The organism is Nonomuraea solani (assembly GCF_900108335.1).
Lineage (GTDB): Bacteria > Actinomycetota > Actinomycetes > Streptosporangiales > Streptosporangiaceae > Nonomuraea > Nonomuraea solani.
Map to the genome: position 1 here is coordinate 125,489 of NZ_FNVT01000024.1, position 23,142 is coordinate 148,630.

The 23,142-nt window shown below is 70.4% G+C and carries 18 protein-coding genes; 10 read left to right on the forward strand and 8 right to left on the reverse strand.

Annotated elements, in window-relative coordinates:
• The first annotated feature begins 37 nt into the window (after positions 1-37).
• The 5 genes from C4V41_RS50670 to C4V41_RS50690 are packed head-to-tail and all read left to right on the forward strand — an operon-like array spanning position 38 to position 5,818.
• A complete protein-coding gene (locus tag C4V41_RS50670) occupies positions 38-1,327 on the forward strand; it encodes an extracellular solute-binding protein (protein ID WP_103963248.1) in 1,290 nt (429 codons plus the stop codon).
• A 4-nt stretch (positions 1,328-1,331) separates the two neighbouring features.
• Positions 1,332-2,252 carry a carbohydrate ABC transporter permease gene (locus C4V41_RS50675; protein WP_103963249.1) on the forward strand — a complete coding sequence of 307 codons (921 nt, stop codon included), beginning with the start codon at positions 1,332-1,334 and terminating at the stop codon, positions 2,250-2,252.
• Positions 2,249-3,085, forward strand: a complete 837-nt coding sequence (locus C4V41_RS50680; protein ID WP_103963250.1) for a carbohydrate ABC transporter permease — start codon at positions 2,249-2,251, stop codon at positions 3,083-3,085. Before C4V41_RS50675 ends, C4V41_RS50680 begins: the two co-directional genes overlap by 4 nt.
• Positions 3,086-3,132: 47 nt before the next feature.
• Positions 3,133-5,043, forward strand: coding sequence for an alpha-amylase family protein (locus C4V41_RS50685; RefSeq protein ID WP_160150674.1), 1,911 nt, complete (start codon positions 3,133-3,135; stop codon positions 5,041-5,043).
• A gap of 1 nt (position 5,044) precedes the next feature.
• Positions 5,045-5,818 (forward strand): alpha/beta fold hydrolase, encoded by a 774-nt coding sequence (locus C4V41_RS50690; protein WP_235030897.1) that lies wholly within the window; start codon positions 5,045-5,047, stop codon positions 5,816-5,818.
• 4 nt (positions 5,819-5,822) lie between these two features.
• Here C4V41_RS50690 and C4V41_RS50695 read toward each other — a convergent pair whose 3' ends face one another.
• Positions 5,823-6,359: a TetR/AcrR family transcriptional regulator gene (locus C4V41_RS50695; RefSeq protein WP_103963252.1), complete on the reverse strand. Its 537-nt coding sequence runs from the start codon at positions 6,357-6,359 to the stop codon at positions 5,823-5,825.
• Between the two features lie 107 nt (positions 6,360-6,466).
• Here C4V41_RS50695 and C4V41_RS50700 point away from each other — a divergent pair, with 107 nt between their 5' ends.
• The gene (locus tag C4V41_RS50700; RefSeq protein WP_103963253.1) at positions 6,467-7,240 is read left to right on the forward strand and encodes an SDR family NAD(P)-dependent oxidoreductase; all 774 of its coding nucleotides are present in this window, start codon (positions 6,467-6,469) and stop codon (positions 7,238-7,240) included.
• 5 nt (positions 7,241-7,245) lie between these two features.
• Here C4V41_RS50700 and C4V41_RS50705 read toward each other — a convergent pair whose 3' ends face one another.
• From C4V41_RS50705 to C4V41_RS50725, 5 genes are all read right to left on the reverse strand, one after another.
• Positions 7,246-8,007 carry an alpha/beta hydrolase family protein gene (locus C4V41_RS50705; protein ID WP_103963254.1) on the reverse strand — a complete coding sequence of 254 codons (762 nt, stop codon included), beginning with the start codon at positions 8,005-8,007 and terminating at the stop codon, positions 7,246-7,248.
• A gap of 1 nt (position 8,008) precedes the next feature.
• Complete coding sequence (locus C4V41_RS50710) at positions 8,009-8,836, reverse strand: carbohydrate ABC transporter permease (RefSeq protein ID WP_103963255.1); 828 nt, start codon at positions 8,834-8,836, stop codon at positions 8,009-8,011.
• Complete coding sequence (locus C4V41_RS50715) at positions 8,833-9,720, reverse strand: carbohydrate ABC transporter permease (RefSeq protein ID WP_200824803.1); 888 nt, start codon at positions 9,718-9,720, stop codon at positions 8,833-8,835. The genes C4V41_RS50710 and C4V41_RS50715 overlap by 4 nt, the downstream gene beginning before the upstream one ends.
• 2 nt (positions 9,721-9,722) lie before the next feature.
• On the reverse strand, positions 9,723-10,907 hold the full coding sequence (locus C4V41_RS50720; protein ID WP_103963279.1) for an ABC transporter substrate-binding protein: 1,185 nt from the start codon (positions 10,905-10,907) through the stop codon (positions 9,723-9,725).
• Between the two features lie 317 nt (positions 10,908-11,224).
• Positions 11,225-12,226: a LacI family DNA-binding transcriptional regulator gene (locus C4V41_RS50725; RefSeq protein WP_235030895.1), complete on the reverse strand. Its 1,002-nt coding sequence runs from the start codon at positions 12,224-12,226 to the stop codon at positions 11,225-11,227.
• A gap of 258 nt (positions 12,227-12,484) precedes the next feature.
• Here C4V41_RS50725 and C4V41_RS50730 point away from each other — a divergent pair, with 258 nt between their 5' ends.
• On the forward strand, positions 12,485-15,595 hold the full coding sequence (locus C4V41_RS50730) for a family 78 glycoside hydrolase catalytic domain (RefSeq protein ID WP_103963257.1): 3,111 nt from the start codon (positions 12,485-12,487) through the stop codon (positions 15,593-15,595).
• Here the strand turns inward: C4V41_RS50730 and C4V41_RS50735 are convergent.
• Positions 15,547-16,452, reverse strand: coding sequence for an alpha/beta fold hydrolase (locus C4V41_RS50735; protein ID WP_103963258.1), 906 nt, complete (start codon positions 16,450-16,452; stop codon positions 15,547-15,549). The two genes, C4V41_RS50730 and C4V41_RS50735, sit on opposite strands and share 49 nt — an antisense overlap.
• A 77-nt stretch (positions 16,453-16,529) precedes the next feature.
• Here C4V41_RS50735 and C4V41_RS50740 point away from each other — a divergent pair, with 77 nt between their 5' ends.
• Positions 16,530-17,498: a helix-turn-helix transcriptional regulator gene (locus C4V41_RS50740; RefSeq protein WP_103963259.1), complete on the forward strand. Its 969-nt coding sequence runs from the start codon at positions 16,530-16,532 to the stop codon at positions 17,496-17,498.
• Between the two features lie 28 nt (positions 17,499-17,526).
• On the opposite strand, the gene C4V41_RS50745 is transcribed toward C4V41_RS50740, so the two are convergent.
• Positions 17,527-21,183 carry an nSTAND1 domain-containing NTPase gene (locus C4V41_RS50745; protein ID WP_103963260.1) on the reverse strand — a complete coding sequence of 1,219 codons (3,657 nt, stop codon included), beginning with the start codon at positions 21,181-21,183 and terminating at the stop codon, positions 17,527-17,529.
• A gap of 197 nt (positions 21,184-21,380) precedes the next feature.
• Here C4V41_RS50745 and C4V41_RS50750 point away from each other — a divergent pair, with 197 nt between their 5' ends.
• Together C4V41_RS50750 and C4V41_RS50755 are read left to right on the forward strand one after the other, a co-directional pair.
• On the forward strand, positions 21,381-22,571 hold the full coding sequence (locus C4V41_RS50750) for an MFS transporter (protein ID WP_160150675.1): 1,191 nt from the start codon (positions 21,381-21,383) through the stop codon (positions 22,569-22,571).
• 96 nt (positions 22,572-22,667) lie between these two features.
• On the forward strand, positions 22,668-23,142 hold a 475-nt coding region (locus tag C4V41_RS50755; protein ID WP_146104104.1), incomplete at its 3' end, for an MFS transporter.

Here is a 23,142-nt window from a genome sequence, read left to right on the forward strand (position 1 = left end):
TCTGAGCGACTGGTCAACGAGAGGAAGGTATGCGCGCATGAAGTCCGGCCCGCGCACGCCCCGCCCCATCCCCCTCGCCATGGCGGTCGCCTCGATCGTCCTCGTCGCCGGTTGCGGTCGCCCGGCCGACGTCGGCGACCAGCGCTCCGCGTCGACGACCGTCGACACGAAACCGGCCACCGGCAAGATCCAGGTCTGGGCCTTCGCCAACGAAGGGACCGCGCTCGAGGGGATCGCCACCGACTTCGAGGCCGAGAATCCCGGTACGGACGTCGTCATCACGCCGGTGCCGAACGAGGAGCTCCCCCGCAAGGTGGACACCGCGGTCGCCACCGGCAACGTCCCCGACATCGTGCAACCCAGCACGGCGCTGCCCACGCTGGTGGCGACCGGGGGGCTCGCGTCCGTTCCCGAGGGCGTCATGGACGACGCGCAATTCTTCCCGGGCGCGGTGGAGGCCGGCACCGTCAACGGCACGCGGTACGCCGTGCCGTGGTACGTCACCGTGCAGGCGCTGTTCTACCGCACCGACCTCGCCAAGGCGGCGGACGTCAAGCCGCCCAAGACCTGGAACGATCTACGCGGCTTCGCCGACGCGCTCAAGTCCGAGGGCGTCGATGTCGGCTACGCGGCGCCGTTCACGCCGGAGAACTCCTGGCAGCTCCTGCTCCCGCTGATCTACCAGGAGGGCGGTTCCGTCCTGGACGCCGGGGCCTTCACCTTCGACACCCCCGCGGTGATCGCGGCGTTCACGACGTACCAGAAGCTCTTCACCTCGGGCGTGGCGACGACCGGCTACGCGCCGACCCAGCCGGGCGAGGCCGAGACCGACGTCGTCAAGGGTGACGTCGGCGCGACCACCTCCGGCTCCTTCTTCTACGGCTACCTTCGCCAGACCGCGAAGGCCAACAAGACGAACCCGGACCTCATCGGCATCGCCGAGCTGCCCGCCGGCTCCAAGAACAACGACTCCTACCTGGGCGGATCGGGACTGTCGGTGTTCAAGGAGGCCCCGAACCCGGCCGGCGCCTGGAAGTTCATCCGCTACCTGACCCAGCCGAAGGTCCAGGCCACGTTCTACGAGGCCGCGGGCGTCCTGCCGGCCGGCACCGCCGCCTGGCGGAACGAGCCGCTATCCACCAACCCGGTGCTCGCGACCTTCCGCGAGGCGCTCCAGTCGGCGCGCGCCACCCCCGCGTTCGTCACCTGGACCGAGATCCGCAAGGCCATGTCCGAGTACGGCGAGCAGCTCGCGCGCGGGAAGATCACCCCGGAGCAGGCCGCCGAGCAGCTCCAGCGGCGGGCCACGACGATCGGGACCGGGTGACTCCATGACCTCGTCACCGCGCGCCCGGCGCCGGCCGGGCTGGTTCGACGCCAAGCGCCGCCCTCAGACCGTCGCCGGCCTGGTCATGGTCGCGCCGTTCCTGGTCGCGTTCCTGGTGTTCCAGCTCGGGCCGATCGTCTCGTCGATGGCGATGAGCTTCACCGACATGACCAGCCGGGACCTGCGCTCCCCCTTCGCCGTCGACTTCGTCGGGCTCGACAACGTCGAGACGCTGTTCACCGACCCCCGGTTCGTCAGGTCGCTCGTGAACACCGGCGTGTTCGTCCTGGTGGCGACCCCTCTCACCATCGCCTGTGCCCTCGTGCTGGCCGTCGCGCTCAACAACGGCATCAAACGGTTCAAGGGGCTGTTCCGCACGGCGCTCTACGTCCCGGTCGTCACCTCGACGGTCGCGGTGGCCGTCGTGTGGAAGTCCCTGTTCGCCGACGAGGGCATCGTCAACTCCGTCCTGTCGGTCGCCGGAATCGACGGCCCCAACTACCTGCAGGATTCGTTCTGGGCCATGCCCGTCGTGATCCTGCTCGCCGTGTGGCGGATGACCGGCCTGGTCATGGTGCTCTTTCTCGCCGGGCTGCAGGGCATCCCGGCCCCGCTCTACGAGGCGGCGACCGTCGACGGCGCGGGCACGTGGCGGAAGTTCATCTCGATCACCGTGCCGATGCTCATGCCGATCCTGCTGCTGGCCGGCGTGATCCTCAGCGTCGCCTTCGTGCAGGTCTTCGAGGAGCCGTTCGTCCTCACGCAGGGCGGGCCGCTCGACGCCACCTCGACGGCCTCGCTGTACGTCTACGACCTGTTCGGATTCGGCAAGTACGGCGTCGCGTCGGCGGCGAGCTACGTCCTCTTCGTGGCGATCGCGATCCTCGCGCTGATCCAGTTCCGCATTTTCCGGAGGCGCACATGACCACCGCCGAGCCCGGCTCCGGGCGGATCGCCCGTGCCGCCGCGATCTACGGTTTCCTCGCCGTGGCGGCGCTGGCCACGCTCTTCCCGCTGATCTGGACCGCCGTCGGCTCGGTCAAGCCGGGCGTCGAGGTATTACTGCCGACGTTCTTCCCGGAGAACCCGACGCTCGGCAACTACACGAGCCTGCTCGGCGGCCAGGACTTCTACCGTTACTTCTTCAACAGCGTCGTGATCGCCGTGTTCAGCGTCGCGGGGAACATCCTGCTCTGCTCGATGGTCGGGTACGCGCTCGCCAAGCTGTCGTTTCCCGGCAAGCGTCTCGTGCTCGCGGCGGTGCTCATCACGATCATGGTGCCGGGCGTGGTGATGTTCGTGCCGTTGTTCATCACCGTCAACGGCCTCGGCCTGACCGACAACTACGGCGGCATGATCGTGCCGTTCCTGGTCGGGGCGGGCGGGGTCTTCCTCTTCCGGCAGTTCCTCCTCGACATCCCCGACGAACTGCTGGAGGCGGCGCGCATCGACGGCGCCGGGGAGTTCCGGATCTTCTTCCGCGTCGTGCTGCCGCTCTGCGGGCCGGCCCTCGCCACGATCGGGATCCTGACCTTCATGTCCACCTGGAACAACCTGCTCTGGCCGCTGGTGGTCGCGCAGTCCAAGGACCTCTACACGCTCCCGGTCGCGCTCGCGTTCCTCTCCCAGGGCGACGGCACGGTCAACTATGGCGTGATGTTCGCCGGGTCGATGCTGACCATCGCGCCGATCGTGCTGGTCTTTCTCTGCCTCCAAAGATATTTCATCTCCGGTATCGCGACGACGGGAATCAAATGACCGAATGGTGGCGGGAACCGTTCCAACTGTTCCAGTCGAATATCCGTGTGCCCGACGGCGATCTGGACACCGGCGCCGCGACAAAGCTCATCAAGCGGCTCGGCTTCAATGTGTGGCTGCTCAACGCCGGCGGCATCTCCTACTTCTACCCGGTCGCCGGCGAGACCCAGGAAATGAGCCCCGCGCTGCGGCGACGCGCCTCGGGCGACCTGATCGCCGACGCCCTCGCCGACTGCCGGCGGCAGGGAATGCGGCTCGTGACGCGGTTCGACTTCTCCCGGCTGCCGAGCCGGTTCGTGCGGGCGAACCCCGAGTGGGCGTTTCTCACGGCGGACGGCGGAATGTGCGAGGCGGACGGGCTGACCAACATCTGCCCGCGCAGCGACTACTACGACAAGCGCGTGCCCGAGATTCTCGCCGACTTCGTCGACCGATATGACGTGGACGGCGTGTTCTTCAACTGGATGCAGTTTCCGGTCGCGTCGTACACCATGGACTTCTATGGCACGTGCCATTGTGAGCGCTGCGTGGCCGCGTTCCGTGACGCGCATCCCGATCTCGAATATCCGACGGGCTTTCAGCACGGCGATCACGCCGTTCTCACCGAACTGAACGGGCGTTACCTCCGGGAAACGGCCGAACGCTACGCCCGGCTCGTCAAGAGCCGCCGCCCCGGGATCGCGCTCTTTCTCGCGGACGCCCCGGTGGACCTGGTGTTCCTGGAGACCAACAGCCCGATCACGGCGAACGAGCACTGGTGGGAGCACACGCCCGGCGAGCTCGCGAGCGCGCACAAGACGGCCCACCCGGACACCCCGGCGATGGTGCACTCCTCCCAGAACGTCGGCCTGCCCTACCGCCTGATCGGTGAGGAGCCCGCGCAGTACGCGCGCTACTTCGCGCAGGCGCTCGCCCGGGGCGCGCGCCCCTCGGCCGTCGTGATCGGCAGGCCCACGACCGAGCACTTCTCCGCGTTCGAGCGGTCGACGCCCGTGCTGGAGATCTACCGGAACAACCGCGACCTGTACGCGGACCTGCGGCCGTGCGCCCCCGTCGCGATCGTGCGCCCGCCCGGCGGGACCGCCATGGCGTCCATGCAGTATCGCTCGGACTTCACCGAGTATCGCGGCATCTTCGAGTCCCTCCAGCAGCGCCACATCCCGTTCGACGTCCTCGGCGCGGAGTACGCGACGGAGCTGGCCGGGACGCTCGGCCGGTACTCGGTCATCGCGGTGCCCGGCGACGCGATCACCACGCCCGAACTCGCGGCGGCGCTCCGGGCGTTCGCCGATGACGGTGGCGAGCTCGTCGTCACCGGCGACCCTTCCGCACTCGTCCCCGACCTCCCCGTGACCCGCGTGCTCGAAGGGATGCTCCAGCTCGGCGGCCGGTTCGGCGCCCGTCCTGACGGGCGGTTCGGGGACCGGCTGCCGCTGCTCGGCACCTTCTGGGGCGTCGAAGGCGGCGAGCACGACGGCTGGCTGCTGTCCGAGCAGGCCCCCTTCGGCCCGCCCGAGCTGACGTACGGCAACGAGCGCTTCACCCGCTACCCGCTCCGGGTTCGGCTGCCCCAGATCACGCTGCTACCGTGGACGGCCGGCACGACGCAGCGGGCCAGCGGGCTGAGCAGCGTCGCCGGCTTCATCGCCGACACGGTCGCCGACCGGCTCGGCGACGCTCGGATCCTGTCCGCCGAGTTCGCGACGAGCGTCGAGATCGTGGTCGGACGGTCCGGCGGCAGCCTCGTCGTCCACCTCATCAACCATTCGGGCGGCCGGCCGGAGCGGCTCATCGACCCGGTCCCGATCCGCGGCCGTCTGCGCGTCCCGCGCCGGGTGGCGGGCGACCGGCCCGTGGTCACGTCGCCGTCCGGGGCCTCGTACGAGGTCCGGGACGAGCCGGACGCGATCGTGATCGAGCTCGAAGTGGGCGCCGTCGAGGTGATCCGCGTTGACTGACGTGACGACCCGCGGCGCGCGCCTGGAACCGTGCGCCGCCCAGGACTCGGCCGGCCCGCTCGTGCTGGTCAACTCGCTCGGCACGACCTCGGCGATGTGGGACGGGCTCGTGCCGGTGCTGCGCGGCCGGTTCGACGTCGTGCGCTTCGAACAGCGCGGGTACGGCGCCGGGGACGCTCCCGACGGGCCCTTCTGGCTCGACGACCTGGTCGATGATCTCGTCGGCGTGCTCGACGGGCTCGGGCTCGGCCGGGCGCATCTGGCCGGGGTCTCCCTCGGCGGCATGGTCGCGGCACGGGCGGCGGCCCGGCACCGGCACCGCGTACAGAGTCTGACGATCATCTGCTCCGCGCCGGTTCTCCCCCGGGCCTCCTGGCTCGAACGCGCCGAAACCGTGCGCGGCGACGGGCTCGCGACGATGCGCGACACCGTGCTGGGGCGCTGGTTCACCCCGTCGTTCGCGGCCGCGAACCCGGACGTCGTCACCCGCTACGGCGACATGCTCGTGGCCAACGACACCGAGCAGTACGCCCGCGCCTGCGAGATGCTGGCCGCGGCGGACGTCCGGGGCGACCTCGCCGACGTGGCCGCGCCGACCCTGGTGATCGGCGGCTCGGCCGACATCGCCACCCCGCCCGGCGACCAGGAGCGCTACGCGGCCGGCATCCCGGGCGCGCGCCTGCTCATCCTCGACGAGGTCGCGCACATGGCGACGGCCGCCGTCCCCGAGCGGATCGCGCGCGAGATCGCCGGACACGCGGCTGCCGGCGGATGAGAGGTCAGCGGGTGAAAAGGGCACGATGGAGCATCTCCCGCACCCGTTTGTGACGGTTGTCGCGCTGGGCGGGGTCGTAGGCGACGGCGCCCTCACCCATGGAGATGGCCAGCATCAGGTCGTCGACGTCGACGACGGGCTGGACGATGCCGGCCGCCCGGCCGCGATCGAGCAGCGGCTCGAAGCTGGCCGCGATGCGGCGGGCATGCTCGATGAACCACTCCAGGTCGGCGCTGGACAGGACCTGGGCGAGCCCGCGGTTGTCGAGCTGCATGTCCAGGACGAAGTCGAACAGCTTGACCGCGCCGTCGGGTTGCTCCCGCAGCCCGGCGGCGTGCTGCTCGATCTGGGCGACGTTGTCGGCGAAGACCGTGGCCGCGAGCTCCTCGCGGGTGGCGAAGTTGCGGTAGATCGTCGTGCGGCTCACCCCGGCGGCCTGGGCGATCTCCTCCAGCGCGACGTCGTGGCCGTGCTCGGCGAACATCTGCCGGGCCGCGATGAGCAGCCGGTCCCGGTTGCGGGCGGCGTCTTTCCGGGTCACTGACGACCACTTTCACGCATGGTCCAACCCTAACTTGCCGACGAACCGTACATGACTGTACGTTTATAAAAACGTACACAGCCGTACGTTTCAGATCGGAGTGGACCATGCGTGGCTTGACGGACAAGGCGATCATCGTGGCCGGCGGGGCGACCGGCATCGGCGCGGGCACCGCGATCAGGCTCGCCGAGGAGGGCGCCCACGTCGTCGTCGGCGACATCAACCTGCCCGGCGCGCAGGCCACCACCTCGAAGATCACCGAAGCCGGCGGCACGGCGATCGCGCTGCACTTCGACCTCGCCGACGAAGACTCCGTCAACGCGATGGTCGCCAGGACCGTCGAGGAGTTCGGCGCCGTGCACGGCCTGTTCAACGTCGGCGCGGACCTGTCGCCGAACACCCTCGGGCGCGACAGGTCCCTGCTCGACACCGACCTGGACGTGTGGGAGCGGACCCTGGACGTCAACGTCATGGGTTACGTACGCACGGCCCGCGCCGTCCTGCCGCACCTGGTGAACAACGGCGGCGGTGGCATCGTCAACTGCTCCTCCGGCGCCGCGATCAGCGCCAGCGACCGCAAGCGCCCCGCCTACGGAGCCTCGAAGTCGGCGGTCAACGCCCTCACCCGGCACATCGCCGGCAGCTTCGGCCCCAAGGGCGTGCGCTGCAACGGGGTGATGCCCGGCCTGGTCATGGGCGAGACACAACTGGCGCAGAACGACGTACGGCTCCAGAAGATGTTCCTGGAGCACGTCCCCACCACCCGGCTGGGCCGCCCGGGCGACCTGGCCGCGGTCGTGGCGTTCCTGCTGTCCGACGACGCCGAATGGATCAACGGCCAGGTGTGGGCCATCGACGGCGGCGCGAACATGCGCGCCTGAACCCCCTATCCGAGGTGCCGGCGGAAGAACCGCGCCGTGGCGTCGTGCAGGTGGTCGCGGTGCGGCACGGTGGACCAGCCGTGGTCGGCGCCTTCGACGACGTCCAGTTCCGCGTTGCCGTCGTAGTGGTCGAGATAGCGGCGAGCGTACGAGACAGGAGCGATGTCGTCCCGGTCGCCGTGGACGATGAGCACCGGCCCCGTGAACGGACGGGACCGGCCATAGACGTCGAGCCCAGCGATGTCGTCGACCAGCGCCGGGCTCATCCGGTGGCTGTCGGCGTCGAAATAGCCCTTCTCCTCGATCTCCGCGCCGATGTCACGGCCCTTGAGGCGGCCGGCGCCCACCTCGAAGGGCGCGACGGCGGCCGGAGACCACAGGCACACGGCACGGACGCCGGGCTCCTCGGCGGCCACGATGCCGGCGACAACGCCGCCCATGCTCATCCCGACCAGCCCGATCCGATCCGGGTCGGCGAAGTCGAAGCCGCGCACGGCCCGCACGACGGACCGGGTCTCGGCCATCTCGCCGGTGATGGTGACGTCGAAGAAATCGCCGTCGCTCTCCCCGTGCCCGGACAGGTCGAACCGGACGGACGCGATGCCCTCGCGCTCCAGCCGTCGCGACATCAGCACGAACGAGCGGTTCTCCATACGGTTGTTGGCGAACCCGTGCACGAACACCACCGTGGCCCGCCGGGTCCCGCCCGCGGGGACGTGCAGGGTGGCACGCAGGGTCAGCCCGTTGTGCTCGAAATCGTGGGTCATGTCATCCTTTGATGGCGCCGGCGGTCATACCGGCGACGATCTTGCGGTTGAAGAAGACGAACAGCAGCAGCGGCGGGATCGTGATGAGCACGATGTCCATGAACAGCAGGTTCCACTGGGTGCTGTACTGGCTCTGGAAGTTGTAGAGGGTGACCTGCACGGTGGCGTTCTCGTTGCCCGGGGTGAAGTAGAGTGGGTTGACGAAGTCGTTGAAGACGGCCACCGACGTGGTGAGGATGACGGTGAGGGTGACCGGCCGCAGCAGCGGGAAGATCACCCGGAAGAACAGCCGCAGTCCGCTGCAGCCGTCGATCTGCGCGGCCTCGTCCAGTTCGCGCGGGATGGCCGCGATGAACGCCCGGAACAGCAGCACCGCGTACGACAGCCCGAAGGCGACCTCGACCAGGATCAGCCCGGGCAGCGTCTTGAACAGGCCGAGCGCCTGCAGCAGCCAGATGGTGGGCACGATCGCGGGCGGGATGATCAGCCCCGACAGCACCAGAAAGTTGGCCAGCGACCCGGCCTTGCCCGCCCGGCGTTGCAGGACGAAGGCGGCCATCGCCGCGAAGATCACGATCAGCGCGACGGACGCGACGGTGAGGATCGTGCTGTTGACGAAGGCGCGCAGCAGCACGTAGTCGCGCGCCTCGACCACGTCCATGAAGTTGCGCACGATCGGCCAGTTCGCCGGCCAGGCGAAGTCGAGGTCCGCGGCCTGCGACCGGTCCTTGACCGCCGTCAGCAGCATGAACGAGAACGGCACCAGGAAGATCACGGTGGCCAGGACCAGCGCGGCCGTCTCGGCGCCGAACCTCTTGAGCGTTCTCATACGGCGACCTGCCTCTTGCCGAGGACGTAGTTGAGCGGCACGACGATGGCGGTGACGACGAGGAACAGCAGCACGTTGCCGGCGGTGGACAGGCCGAAGAAGCCGGCCTGATACTGCTTGTAGATGATCGAGGCGATGGTGTCGCTGGTGAAGCCGGGCCCGCCGCGCGTCATCGTCCAGATCAGGTCGAACGAGCGCAGCCCGCCGATGAACGACAGAATGATCACCGAATACGTCGCCGGCCAGCTCAGCGGCAGCGTCACGTGCCGGAAGCGGTGCCACGCGCCCCCGCCGTCCACCATGACCGCCTGGTAGTACTCCGTCGGGATCGACATGATCCCGGCGATGTAGATGACCGTGGCCAGGCCGACCCCCTTCCACACGTCCACCAGCGCCACCGACAGCAGCGCCGTGTTCGCGTCGCCGAGCCAGTCGGGCCCGTCGACGCCGGCCAGCGTCAGGACCCTGTTGACCAGGCCGGTGTCGGGTCGCAGCAGCGCGCTGAACGTGATGCCGACCGCCACGGTCGACACCAGCACCGGGAAGAACACCACCGACCGCAGGAAACCGCGCAGCCGCAGCCGGGAGGTGAGCAGCACGCCGAGCAGCAGCCCCAGCACGACCTTCATGCCGCTGGTGACCACGGCGTAGAAGATCGTGTTCTGGAAGCCGATGCGCAGGTTCTGCTCGGCCAGGAAGTCCGAGAAGTTCTGCAGGCCGACGAACGTGCTGTCGAACAGGGTCCAGCGGGTGAGCGCGAAGTAGAAGGCCATGACCGTCGGCACCAGGAAGATGACCAGGTAGACGACGGCGGCCGGTGCGTACAGCGCGTAGGGGTAGGCCGATCTGCGCCTGGCGCCCGGACGCGCGTGCCGGTGGTTCACGATCACCAGCCGGCCAGCCCCAGTTGCTTGGCCTGCTTCTCCACGTCCTTGTCGTACTGGGCGGCCCCTTCGGCGGGCGGGGTGAGCCCGGAGCCGACGGCGACGGTGATCTGCTCCAGCGACGGGCCCTTGATGGGCGACAGGAACTCCAGCGCGGGCGCGGTGGCGCCCTGGTCGATGTAGGTCTGCAGGTCCTTGGCGACCTGGAGGGCGTCTTCGGGCAGCTTGGAGCCCTTGACGCGGTACGGCCCGGACGGCTGCACGGCCGCGGTCACCGCCTCCGTGCCCGCCGGTGAGGCGACGAAGGCCAGGAACTTCTTGGCCGCGTCGAGCTTCTCGGTGGTCTTGGCGATGTAGATGGCGGGCGGCTCCCAGACGGTGGCGCCGCTGCGCTCCGGGTCGGTGCCGGGGATGCCGAAGAGGCCGACGTCGGTGGCGGTCTGCGGGTACGTCGACAGCAGCGGCGGCAGCAGCCCGCTGAGCATCGCGTAGTGCGCGCCCTTGCCCTCGACCAGCATCTTCAGGCCCTGGTCGAGGGTGGCCGAGCCGAAGCCCTTGTTGAGATGGCCCTTGGCGTGCACGTCGGCCAGGTGCTGGAACCCGCCCGCCGCGGCCGGCGTGGTGGCGAACTTGGCCTTGCCCGCGGTGTAGTCCGCCGCGAAGTTCGGCACCGCGGCCTGCACGTTGTGGAAGTCGGCGAGGACGAAGATCTGCGACGTCCAGGTGTCCTTGAACGTGCTGATCACCGGGGTGATCCCGGCCGCCTTGATCTTGTCGTTGTTGGCCATGAACTCGGCCCAGGTCTTGGGCACCTCCAGCTTGAGCCGTTCATACACCTTGCGGTTGTAGAGGATGCCGCCGCCGGTGAGCGTGGCGGCCGGGACGCCGAACACCTTGCCGGCCTGCGTCACGACGGGCAGGTATTCGGGCTGGACGTTGGCCAGGACGGGGTCGCCGGTGAGGTCGACGAGGGTCTGGGCCGGATTGAGCGCCTGGAGCAGCGAGCCGGAGTTGTACCAGAACACGTCCGTCATCTCGCCGGTGGACAGCCGGGTCTTGACGACGTTGTCGCCCTCGCTGCCGCCCGGCTGGTTCTCCATTTCGATCTTGATCGTGGGGTTGGCCTTCATGAACGCGTTCGCCAGCGCCTTGGAGGTGTCCACGGTGGACTGGTCGCTGCCCGTCATGAAGGTCAGGGTGATGGTGCCGTTGGCAGCGGGCTCCGAACCGGATCCGCATGAGGTAAGGGCCGCCGTTGCGAGCACGGCCACGGCCGCGGCAAGCGCGCGGTGGGAGGTCTTCACACGCCACTCCAGGGTTATTGAATCGTTTTAAGCGACTCCCCGATGCGGTTAACGTAGGCGTAACTCAGGCGAGTGTCAAGACTCGGTTTGGGTAACGGTTTCCAGACTTTTCGCAGATGAAAGAGGTCATTGCTGCGATTTCTGAGTACCGTTTTCCTCGCTGACCATGCTGCGCCGCAGGTAGGGGGTGGCCTTGGACCCTAGGGGGCGGACGTCGAGCCGCGGACGACCAGACTCGGGGTGACGGAGAAGCGCACCGGTGTCATGCGGCCTTCGATCCGTTCGAGCAGCAGCTTGCCCGCGGCGCGGCCCATCTCGCCGCCGGCCTGGTCGACGCTGGTCAGCGCGATGTTGGGCAGGGCGGCCAGGTGAGTGTTGTCGTAGCCGGCGACCGAGACGTCTCCCGGGACGGACAGGCCCGCGGCGTGGACGGCGGCCAGGGCGCCGAGTGCCGCCTGGTCGGCGCCGGCGAAGATCGCCGTCGGGCGCGGCGTACGGCTCAGCAGCTCACGGGCGCCGTCGTAGCCGCCCTGCTCGTGGTAGAAGCTGGTCGCGATCGCGATCTCGCCGGCCAGGCCGTGCTCGGTCATGACACGTTCGTAGGTCGCCGCTCGGATGGTGTGCAGCAGGTCGGCCGGCCGGGCGATGCTGTCGTCCTGGTGCGTGATGTGCGCGATCCGGCGGTGCCCCAGCTCGATGAGGTGCTCGACCACGAGTTCGGCGCCCGCCTCGTCGTCGTCGTAGACCGAGTCGTAGTGGGGCGAGCGTTCGTGGCGCGCGAGCACCACGACCGGCTTCTCCTTCGCCACCTCCTCCAGGCGTGCCTTGGAGGCCAGCGGGGCGACCATGATGATGCCGTCCACCTGCCGGTCCATCAGGGCGTCGACCGCCCGCTGCTCGACCTTGCGGGTGGCTCCGCCCTGGATCATGAACGCCTGATAGTCGGTGTTCTCCAGATATTCGGTGAGACCGTCGAGGATGTCGGCGAAGAACGGGTTCCTGATGTGCGGCAGCACCAGGCCGATCGTGAAGGTGCGCCCGCGCATCCCCCGCGCCACCGCCTGCGGCCGGTAGCCGAGCTCCTCGATGGCCGTCTTGACCCGGTCTTTCATGGCCGGGCTCACGCCATAGGCGTTGCGGATCACCTTGGACACCGCCGTGACGGAGACCTGCGCGTGGCTCGCCACGTCGGCGATCGTCACTCGTCGTCGTCGACCAGACGTGACCATGAAACTCCATCTCCGAGGCGTGCTCCGATTGTACGAGCCACCAGGACCGACGCATGGAATGCGGCGATCAACGCTCTGAGATGCCACATTGATGGGAACCGTTACCCAATTCGGCTCTTGACGGCTCCTGAGCGAGCGCTTACGTTAACGGCATCCACGGGTGCTTAAATCGTTTTTTATCATTAACGGGAGCGTGACGTGGTCCGGTCCTTATTAGTCGCGGGACTCACGATGTCCCTCACCCTGAGCCCACTGGTGGCCGCCGGCGGACAATCCGAGGTCGAGGTCGCCGGCCTGCGGGTGGACGGCAGGCACGATCAGCCCCTCGGCATCGACGATCCCGCCCCCTTGCTGGGGTGGCGCATGGCCCAGACGCGGCAGTGCCGGCGGGGCGTCTGCCCGGCCGACGCGCAGACCGCGTACCAGATCCAGGTGGCCGAGAGCGAGTCCGGCCTTCAGCGCGGCCGGCTGATCTGGGACTCCGGCAAGGTGAGCTCCGCCGTCCAGTCGGGCGTCCGTTACGGCGGCCGGCCGCTGGGGTCGCGGCAGAAGGTCGTCTGGCACGTGCGCGTCTGGGACGCGGGCAGGCAGCCGTCGGACTGGAGCAGGCCGTCCTCCTGGGAGATGGGCCTGCTGCTGCAGAGCGACTGGGGAGCGGCTCGCTGGATCGAGTATCCCGGCCGCATCGAGGGCCAGCCGATGCCGATCTTCGCCCGCGCGTTCGACCTCGACCGCGGCAAGCGCGTGGCCGGGGCCCGCCTCTATCTCTCCGGCGTCGGTCTGCACCTGCCGACGCTCAACGGCCGCAGGCTGAGCGACGAGGTGCTCGCCCCCGGCAACTCCAATTACCAGCTCTCCAGCGAATACCGCACCTACGACGTCACCGGCGCCCTGCGGGCCGGCGCCAACACGCTCGGCGTCCGGCTGGGCAACGGCCCCGCCTACGTACGGCGCAGCGTCACCAACCCGGCCGCCGGCCGTACCGCGCCCTATTCCTGGTGGCAGAGCCAGCTCAAGGGCAGCGGCGCCCTGACCGCCGACGCCGGACCCGGCGCCACCACCGTGAGCCTGACCAACGTCACCGGCTACCACGTCGGCGGCACCATCAACGTCGACACGGGCGACGGCGGCGACAACCTCGAATCCCGTACGATCACCGCGATCGACCCCACCGGGATCACCTTCACCCCCGGCCTGTCCAAGCCCCACTCCACGGGAGCGGCCGTGACCGGGTCGGGCAACAACATCGCCGCCAGCGACGCCAGCGCCGGCGCCGCGGTCACACCCCGCCTGATCGCGCGCCTGGAGATCACCTACGCCAACGGCTCGTCCGACGTCATCGTCTCCGACCGCAGTTGGCGTACCGCCCTGGGCCCCCTGGTGACCGACGCCTGGTACTCCGGCTCCGACCACGACGCCCGCCGTGAGCAGCCGGGCTGGGACTCCCCCGGCGCCGACCTGTCCCCTGCCGCCCAGCGGCGCGACGGCTCGGCCATGGCCTGGACCGACGCCGGCATCGCGCCGCCCCCGAACCTGGCCACCAAGCTGGTCGCCCGCACGGCCGAGCCGGTCCGGGCCGTCGAAACGTTCACCCCCGTCTCGATGACGAACCCCGTCCCCGGGACCTGGCTGTTCGACCTGGGCCAGAACATCACCGGCTGGCCGCGGCTGAACCTCAAAGGCGCGCTACCGGCCGGCGTCACCATCCGCATGTCACCCGCCGAGTCTCTCGCCCCCGACGGCACCGTCGACCAGGCGTCCCTGATGGGCGGCGGCGGCAGCCGGGGCCGCGACCTGTTCAACACCTACACCACCGCCGGCGGCCGTGGCGGCGAGAGCTGGCACCCCGACTTCAACTATTTCGGCATGCAGTGGATCCAGGTCACCGGCTTGCCGGAGGGCTACACCCCGGCGAAAGACCTGGTCAAGGGCATCCGGTTGCAGGCGGCCACCCCCGCCGCCGGTGAGGTCACCACGTCCAACGCCCGGATCAACCGCCTCCACAAGATGGCCCGCTACTCGTTCGCGTCCAACATGATGTCGGTGTTCACCGACTGCCCCGGTCGCGAGAAACTGTCCTACCCGGCCGACTACACGATGCCCATGGGCGCCATCCACCGCGACTACGAGCTGGGCGCCTACCTGAAGACCACGATGCGGCACCTCGTCGAGGGCCAGTCGGTCGCCGACACCCCGATGCGCGGGAACGTGGCGCTGAAGACCCCCGTCTACGACTGGGGCTACAGCGGGCGCTTCGGGGATGAGATCAACTGGGGCAACGCCATCATCCTGGTCCCGGCCATGCTGTATGAGCTGTACGGCGACACCGAGACGATGACCCGCCACTACGACCGGATGGTCGACTTCGCCGACTACATCCAGCGCCAGAAGGCGGGCACCGGCGAGAACGCGCACATCGTCGACGCGGCCCTGGCCGACTGGGTGGCCGCCGACCAGACCTCGGGCCGGATCACCGGCACCTGGGGCTACCACACCATGATCACCAAGCTGGCCATGATGGCCGAGCTGACCGGCCACGCCGACGACGCCACCCGCTACCGGGCCCTGGCCGCCGACATCAAGGCCGCCTTCAACGCCCACTTCTACAACCGGCAGCTCCGCCGCTACACCACCGACGGCGACGCCGGGACCGCCGGCGCGACCCAGACGGCCCAGGCGCTCGCGCTGGACGCCGGTCTCGTCCCGGACGGCGAACGCCAGGCGGTGCTCGACGCGCTCGTCGAACTCGTCTACGCCTTCCACCCCAACGGCGACGGCCCGCACTTCAGCGGCGGGACCATCGGCATGGCGCCGACGGTCCGGGCCCTGGCCGGCGGCGGCAGGGACGACGTGCTGTGGGAGCTGCTGCAGGAGAACGACCAGCCGAGCTACGGCTTCTTCATGGAGTCCACCACCGCCAACCCGGGCGGCATGACCACCATGGGCGAGCGCTGGAGCCGGGGCGACTCCAAGAACCACATGATCCTCGCCCAGATCGAGGAATGGTTCCACACCGGCCTGGCCGGCATCCGCGAGGCCGCCGGCTCGACCGCCTACCGCAGGCTCGTCATCCATCCCCAACCGGTCGGCGACCTCACCTTCGTCAAGGGCGCCTACCAGACGCCCCACGGCACGGTCCGATCGGAGTGGACCAAGACGGAACGCCGGTTCAGGCTGACGGTCGACGTGCCCCCGAACACCACCGCCGAGGTGTGGGTGCCGGCCAAGGACCGGCGCCTCGTCACGGCGCCGGACCGGGCCACGTTCCTGCGGATGGACGGCGACCGCGCCGTCTACCGGGTCGCCTCCGGCTCGTTCGCCTTCGTGGCGGCGACCGGCTGATCTTCGAGGAACGCCAGAAGGGCCGTGGCCAGCTCTTCTGGCGCTTCCTCGGCCATGTGGTGCCCACTGTCGATCGACCCGCCGCGTACGTCCTCCGCCCATGACCGCCACACCGCCACCGGGTCCCCGTACAGGTCCTCCATGTCGTCCTTCACCGACCACAGAACCAGCGTCGGACAGGTGATGAGCCGGCCCGCCGCCCGGTCGGCGTCGTCGGCCGCGCGGTCCACGCCCAGGCCGGCGCGGTAGTCCTCGCACATGGCGTGGACCGTGCGCGGGTCGTGGATCGCGCGGCGGAAGTCCTCGTACGCCTCCGCGCCCATCTGCTCGGGCCCGCCTCCGTACCAGGCGTCGGGGTCGGCGTTGATCACGCGCTCGGCGGGCTTGGCGGTCTGGCCGAGGAAGAACCAGTGCCACCACCGGGCCGCGAACGTGGCGTCGGCGCGGGCCAGCGCCTCGCCGATGGGGATGCCGTCCATCACGACCAGGCGCGTCACGGCGTCGGGGTGGTCGGCGGTGAGGCGGTGGGCGACGTACGAGCCGCGGTCGTGGCCCGCGACGGCGAAGCGGTCGTGGCCGAGGGTCCGCATGAGGGCGACCAGGTCTCTGGCGGTGGTGCGCTTGGAGTAGGGCTCGTGGCCGGGGGTGGTGGGCGGTTTGCCGGAGCGCCCATACCCCCGCAGGTCCGGACATATCACGGTGTGGTGGGGCGCGAGGAGCGGCGCCACCCGATGCCAGGTCGCGTGCGTGCGGGGGTGGCCGTGCAGGAGCAGGAGCGGGCTGCCCGAGCCGCCGTACCGGACGAACAGCTCGGTCTCACCAACATCGATCATCTCGGTCGCGAAGTCGTCGAACATCCGCGCCCCCTACCCAGATCCCACCGCCCTTCGTCACGACGGATATCGTCTACTAATCCGGATAGTTGAAAGGGAGAATGGTGGACGACCTGGAGGACGACGGCGTCGCGCAGGCCCTCTATGTACGCATGCGCGACCACGGCGAATCGCTGCCCGAGGCGTCCCACGGTCTCCGGTTGGCCGCTGGGGAGATCGAGCAGGCCCGCGACCAGCTCGTCCGGCTCAACCTGCTGGACCCCGACACGCAGGCCGCCGTCAGCGTGGCCGCCGCGCTCACCCGTACCCTCCAAAGGAGCCATCGCGCGCTCGATCACCTGGTCGAGCAGCACGTCAGGACGGCGGCGCTGGCCCGGGGCTACCTCGACCTGCCCCAGCGGCCGGGCGGCGACGCGCGCATCGAGTTCATCCCCCGCGCCGACCACGCGCGCCTGAGCCAGCGCATCGGCGAGTTGGCCGAGCTGAGCAGGAACGAGATCCTCAGCCTGCAGCCGCCGGCCGACTGGACGCGCGAAGGGCTGGAGACGGGCTTCGCGCGTACCAAGGGGTTCATGGGTCACGGAGGGCGGGTGCGGAGCCTGTACGCGCAGATCTCACTGGCCGACCCGCTGATCCGCGAGTTCATGGGCCGCTGGCGGGAGCTGGGCGTCGAGGTGCGGGTCGCACCGGTGATCCCCACGCGGCTGCTGGTCTATGACCGGCGTACCGCTATCGTGCAGGCCGACCCGGCGGACCTGGGCGCCGGCGCGGTGCTGATCAGCGGGGCGAGCGTGGTGCGGTCGATCGCGGCGATCTACGACTACTGCTGGATGACGGCCTCGGAGCCGGAGGACGTGCCGGGTTCGCCGGACGGCTCGGCACTCACCGACCAGCAGCGCGCCGTCCTGCGCCTGCTCGCCACCGGCGCCAAGGACTCGGCGATCGCCCGCGGCCTGGGCGTGTCGACGCGTACGGTCACCCGCCTGGTGAGCGAACTGACGGCGGCCCTGGGCGCGAGCAGCCGCTTCCAGGCGGGCGTGCGCGCGGCCCGGCTCGGCTGGCTCGACTGAGACAATGGTCGCCGGATACCCGCGAGGCTCATGATCCGCATGGCGGGGCGTACGGGATGTCGGTGCCGACGTGTTCCCGCCAGGCTTGCGGGGTGAACGTGGTGAGGGTGCAGACGCGCTGGATGGCCGGCGCGACGTCCAGGTTCCACAGCCAGAGGCCGCGATCCGTGCTGCCGCTGGCCAGGGTGCGGCCGTCCGGGCTGAACCGTACCGACAGGACGTTGTCGGTGTGGCCGGTGAGAGGGCGGCCCCGCGGGCTCGGTCGCCCGGTCGTGTCCCACAGCCGCAGCGCGCCGTCGGCGCCCGAGCTGATCAAGGTCTTCCCGTCCGGGCTGAACTCCAGCGCGTAGACGGCGCCGGGGTGGCCGGTCACGGGGCGGCCGCGCGGGGCTGGGTGGTCGGGGTCGGTCACGTCCCAGGTGCGCAGTTGCCGGTCCTCGCCCGCGCTGGCCAGGGTCTTCCCGTCCGGGCTGAACCGCACCGCGCGAATGGTCCCGGTGTGGCCGGTCAACGGGCGGCCGCGGGGGACGGGGTGATCGGGGTCGGTCACGTCCCACAGCCGCACCTCCTGGTTCGCGCCCGCGCTGGCCAGGGTGTTCCCGTCCGGGCTGAACGCCATCGCGTACAGGAAGCCGGGGTGGCCGGTGAGGGGGCGGCCTCGCAGCCTCGCGTGCGCGGGGTCGGTCACGTCCCACAGGCGCAGCCGGGGATCTTCGCCCCCGCTGGCCAGGGTCCTGCCGTCCGGGCTGAACGCCACCGCGCGGACGCTGCCGGCGTGGCCGGTGAGGGGACGGCCGGGCCGGCCGCTCACGTCCCACAACCGCACCGACCGGTCGCCGCCGCTCGCGAGAATCCTGCCCTTCGGGCTGAACGCCACCGCGTACACGAGGCCGGTGTGCCCGGTCAGCGGAGGGCCGCGCGGGGTGAGCCGGCCGCTCACGTCCCAGAGCCGCACCGACCGGTCGCCGCCGCTGGCCAGGATTTTGCCGTCCGGGCTGTACGCCACCGAGGTGACGCCGCCGTTGTGGGCGGACTGCTGAGCGGCGGGAAGGCGCCAAAGAAGGATGGAGCGGTCATCGCTGGCGCTGGCCAGGGTCGTGCCGTCGGGGCTGAACGCCAGACCCCAGACGTTGTCGTGGTGGCCGGTGAGGCGGGGCCCGCGCGGAACGGGCCAGTGGAGGGCGGCCAGGTCCCACAGCCGCACCGACTGGTCGTCGCCGCTGCCGGCCAGCGTCTTGCCGTCCGGGCTGAACGCCACCGCGCGGACGCTACTGGTGTGACCCATGAGAGGGTACGCGCGGGGGCGGGCGTGAGCCGGGTCGGTCACGTCCCACAGCCGGATCGATCGGTCGTCGCCGCCGCTGGCCAAGGTCTTGCCGTCCGGGCTGAACGCCACCGTGTAGACGGTGCCGACATGGTTGATCGGATCGTGTGCGTACGGGGTGGGATGGCCGGGATCGGCGACGTTCCACAGCCGCACCCGTCCGTCGCTGCCCGCGCCGGCCAGCGTCTTCCCGCCGAACGCCAGCGCGGTGACGAGGCCGGCGATGGGGCGGCCCCGGCGCGTGGGCCGGTCGGGATCGGTCACGTCCCACAGCCGCACGTGCCCGTCCTGTCCCGCGCTGGCCAGCGTTCTGCCGTCCTGGCTGTACGCCACCGCGTTGACGTCACCGTCGTGGGCCATGAGCGGGCGGCCACGGGGTGTCGGCCGGTCGGGGTCGGTCACGTCCCACAGCCGCACCCGCCCGTCCCGGCCCGCGCCGGCCAGCGTTTCACCGTCCGGGCTGTAGGCCACCGCGAAGAGACCGTCGGTGTGGCCGGCGCGACCGCGCGGACCGGGCCGGTCGGGATCGGTCACGTTCCACAGCCGTATCTGCCCGTCGCTGCTCGCGCTGGCCAGCGTTGTGCCGTCAGGGCTGAACGCCACCTGGTTGACGTCGTCGGTGTGGCCCTTCAGGGACACGGGCAGCGGGGTGTTCTGCGTGCTGAGCAGGCGGGTGTAGGTCTCGTCGGGCGACTGGCCCGCCGGGCGTTCGCGGTGGGCCAGCAGGGCGAGCTGGGCGGCCAGGGCCGTGTCGGTGCCGGCCGTACGGTCGGATTCGGACAGGATGCGCTGGTAGCGGGCGGTGTCCCGCTGGTGCAGCGCCTCGCCGCGCTGGGCGAAGGCGAACACGGCGGCGGTGATGGCGGCCACGGTGAGCAGGGCCGAGACCGCGACGACGATGGCCCGCAGGCGCTGGGCGCGCCGCCGTATCCCGATCGAGGCGGACAGGAAGTCTCGCGCGGTGGGGCTCATGTCGCCGGTCCCGCCGGTGTCGGCCCACGTGCGGGCGGCCTCCAGACGGCCGCCCCGGTAGAGGAGCGACGGGTCGCGCCCTGCGCGGTGCCAGGCGGCGGCCGTGTCCTCCAGGTCCTGGTGCAGCAGGGTGCCGGCCCGGTCGTCGTCGAGCCAGCCGCGCAGTCGTGGCCAGCCGCGCAGCAGCGCCTCGTGGGTGATCTCGACCGTACCGGCGGCCTGGGTGAGCAGCCTGGCCTCGGTGAACGCGTCGAGCGCGGCGGAGTCGACGCCCGCCAGCTCGGCGCGGGACAGCCGGCGGCGGGCGTCCTCGGCGCGGTCGCCGATCTTGATCAGACGCAGGAACATCGGCCGCACCGCCTGCCGGGCCGCCGGAGCCAGGGCGGTATAGGCGTGTTCGGCGGTGTTGGCGATGGCGCTGTGGATGGTGCCGGTGTCGTGGTAGCCCCGCACGGTCAAGGTCGCGCCGTGGCGCTGCTGCCAGGTGGTACGCAGTGCGTGCGCGAGCAGCGGCAGCCGGCCCACCTCGTACGCGTCCACGCCGGGGGTGACGCCCAGGTCGCGCAGGAGCAGCTCGACCAGGCCGGGCTCGATGTCCAGCCCGGCCTGGTCGGCAGGGTAGAGGATCGCCTCGCGGAGCTGGTGCGGGGTCATCGCGCCGAGCAGCAGGTGCCGGTCCTGCAGCGCGGCCCGCAGCGGGGCGTACGCGGCGCAGGCGGCGTAGAAGTCGGCCCGCAGCCCGGCCACCACCAGCGCCGCCGGCCCCTCGGTGCCCGGCGCCGCCAGGTATGCCAGGGCCCGGATGAACGCCCCGCGCCGCGACTCGTCGGGGCAGAGCGTGAAGACCTCCTCCAGTTGATCGACGACCACCACGGCCTCTCGCCCTGACAGCAGCGTGACGGCGTGCTGGGGCGTCGTGGCCAGTGTCGCGGCCACCTCGTCCGGCCGCTCACCCGAACGGGAGCAGAGCCGGGCGGCCAGCGCGCCCAACGGATCGGCCGTGGGGGTCAGGACCAGGAGGGGCCAGGCGGCCGAACCGGGCAGCGCGCCACCGGCCAGACGGGGCAGCAGGCCGGCCCGCAGGAGGGAGGACTTACCCGCGCCGGACGGGGCCACCACCAGTTGCAGGCCCCCTCGGCGCGAACGATCGTCGAGCCGGGCGAGCAGGTCGGCGACCGCCTCGTCGCGGCCGAAGAACCAGTGGGCCTGGTCCGGCCCGAACGCGGCCAATCCCGGGTAGGGACACTCCTGGCCGTGCGCGGCGGACACTGCGCGACGGCGCGCGCGGGTGCCGTCGGTGTAGTGGACATGCTGGTCGCGGCCCGCCTGGTTGATGGTGGCCTCGCCCGAGGCGTGCGCCTCCAGGTGGATGTCGTCGCCACGGCTCATCCGAGGGTCTCGCCCGCCACCATCAGCGCCTCCAGCTCCGCCGATTCCTCTCCGTGACCATACGGCTACCGCATGGGCGCGGCAAGTGTTCCCTGAAGCGACGGCCGACCACGTTTCTCAGCGGCCGCGATCCGCCACCCATGCAAAAACCATACCCCCCTATGGTATCCATGACAATCGACACCAAGGAGACCGACATGCCACACAAGATCCGTAAGCCAGGCGTCCTCGGCGGCACCTCGCTCGCCCTCTTCCTCGCCGCCGTCCACTTCGTCAACGACGCGATCACCGCGATGCTCGGCGCCCTGCTGCCCACCCTCCAGGCCCGCTTCGACCTGGGGCCGACGCTGCTGGCCCTGCTCGTGGCCGTCTATTCGATCGCGTCCTCGGTCACCCAGCCGATCTTCGGCGCGGTGGCGGAAGATCGCAGCCTGCGCCTGGTCGGGGCGACCGGCGTCCTGCTGGCCGCGCTGTTCCTCAGCCTGGTCGGCGTCGCGCCCGCCCTGGTGGTGGTGTTCGCCCTGCTGATCGTCGGGGGCATGGGCGCGGCCGCGCTGCACCCCGTCGGGACGGCGGTGGCGGGCGGCCCGGACGTACCGAATCGCACCCTCGGCGTAGGGCTGTTCACCGCCGGCGGCATGCTCGGATTCGCCCTCGGGCCTGTACTGATCCTCTCCGTCATCACCGCCTTCGGCCTCGACGCGACGCCCTGGCTGATGGCGCCGGGCATCGTGCTCGCCGTCCTGGTCTACGTCCTGCTGCCCGACTGGCAGCCGCACGGCCGCAGGCCTCTGCGCGCGCTCTTCCAACCGCGGTTGCTCCGCGGGCCCATCGGCGGACTCACCCTCGCCTCCAGCCTGGCCAGTGTCGCCTTCGTCACCTTCACCAGCTCGATACCTCTCTGGCTGGTCAACGAGCACGGCCTGCCCACCGACGACAAGCTCATCGGCTGGACTCTGGCCGCGTTCTCCCTGGCCGCCGGGCTGGGCTCGCTGCTCGGCGGGGTGCTCGCGCCCCGCTTCGGCCGCCGGACCGTGCTGGCGGGCTCACTCGGCGCGGCGTCCGTACCCCTGCTCGCGACCCTGCTACTCGAACCTGGCGGGGCGCCGTACTTCATCGCCGCCCTCCTGGCGGGCGCCCTGCTCTACGTCGGCAGCCCGATCACCGTCGTCATCGCCCAAGACCTCGCGCCCGGCGCGCCGGCGAGCGCGGCGGGCATGGTCCTCGGCGTGTCCGCCGCCCTGGCGGGCGCCCTGTACGTGGCCCTCGGATGGCTCCAGGAGCTGCTCGGGCTCACCACCGGCATGGCCATCGGTTTCGCCCTCGCCAGCCCGGCGGCACTCATCGTCCTGGCGGTCCTGCGGCGGCACCCGGAAGCAGACCGCTGACCCCCAGGACTTGACAGATACCCCCCAGTGGTATTCATTAGCCACCACCCGACATACCTCTAGGGGGTATGCCGACCTTAAGGCTGGAGAACGACCATGCCCACACCATCCCCCCGCCGCTGGGCCGCCCTGACCCTCATCGCCACAGCCCAATTCATCGTCATCATGGACACCTCGATCATCGGCGTGGCCCTGCCCCACATCCAGGAAGACCTCGGCTTCTCCCAAGAGAACCTGTCGTGGGTGTTCAACGCCTACGTCGTGGCCTTCGGCGGCCTGCTACTCCTGGGCGGACGCCTGTCAGACCTGTTCGGCGCCCGCCGCCTATTCGCAGCAGGATGGCTGATCCTGCCGGCCGGCTCCCTGCTCGCCGGCATCGCCCCCGAGGCGTGGATCGAACTGACCGGCCGCGCCATCCAGGGCGTGGGAGCCGCACTGATCGCCCCATCCGCACTCACCCTGCTGATGATGCTGTTCGGCCACGACCCCAAAGAACTGACCAAGGCCCTGGCCCTGTACGGCGCCGCCGCACCCGCGGGCGGCACCGCCGGCGTGTTCCTCGGCGGCCTCA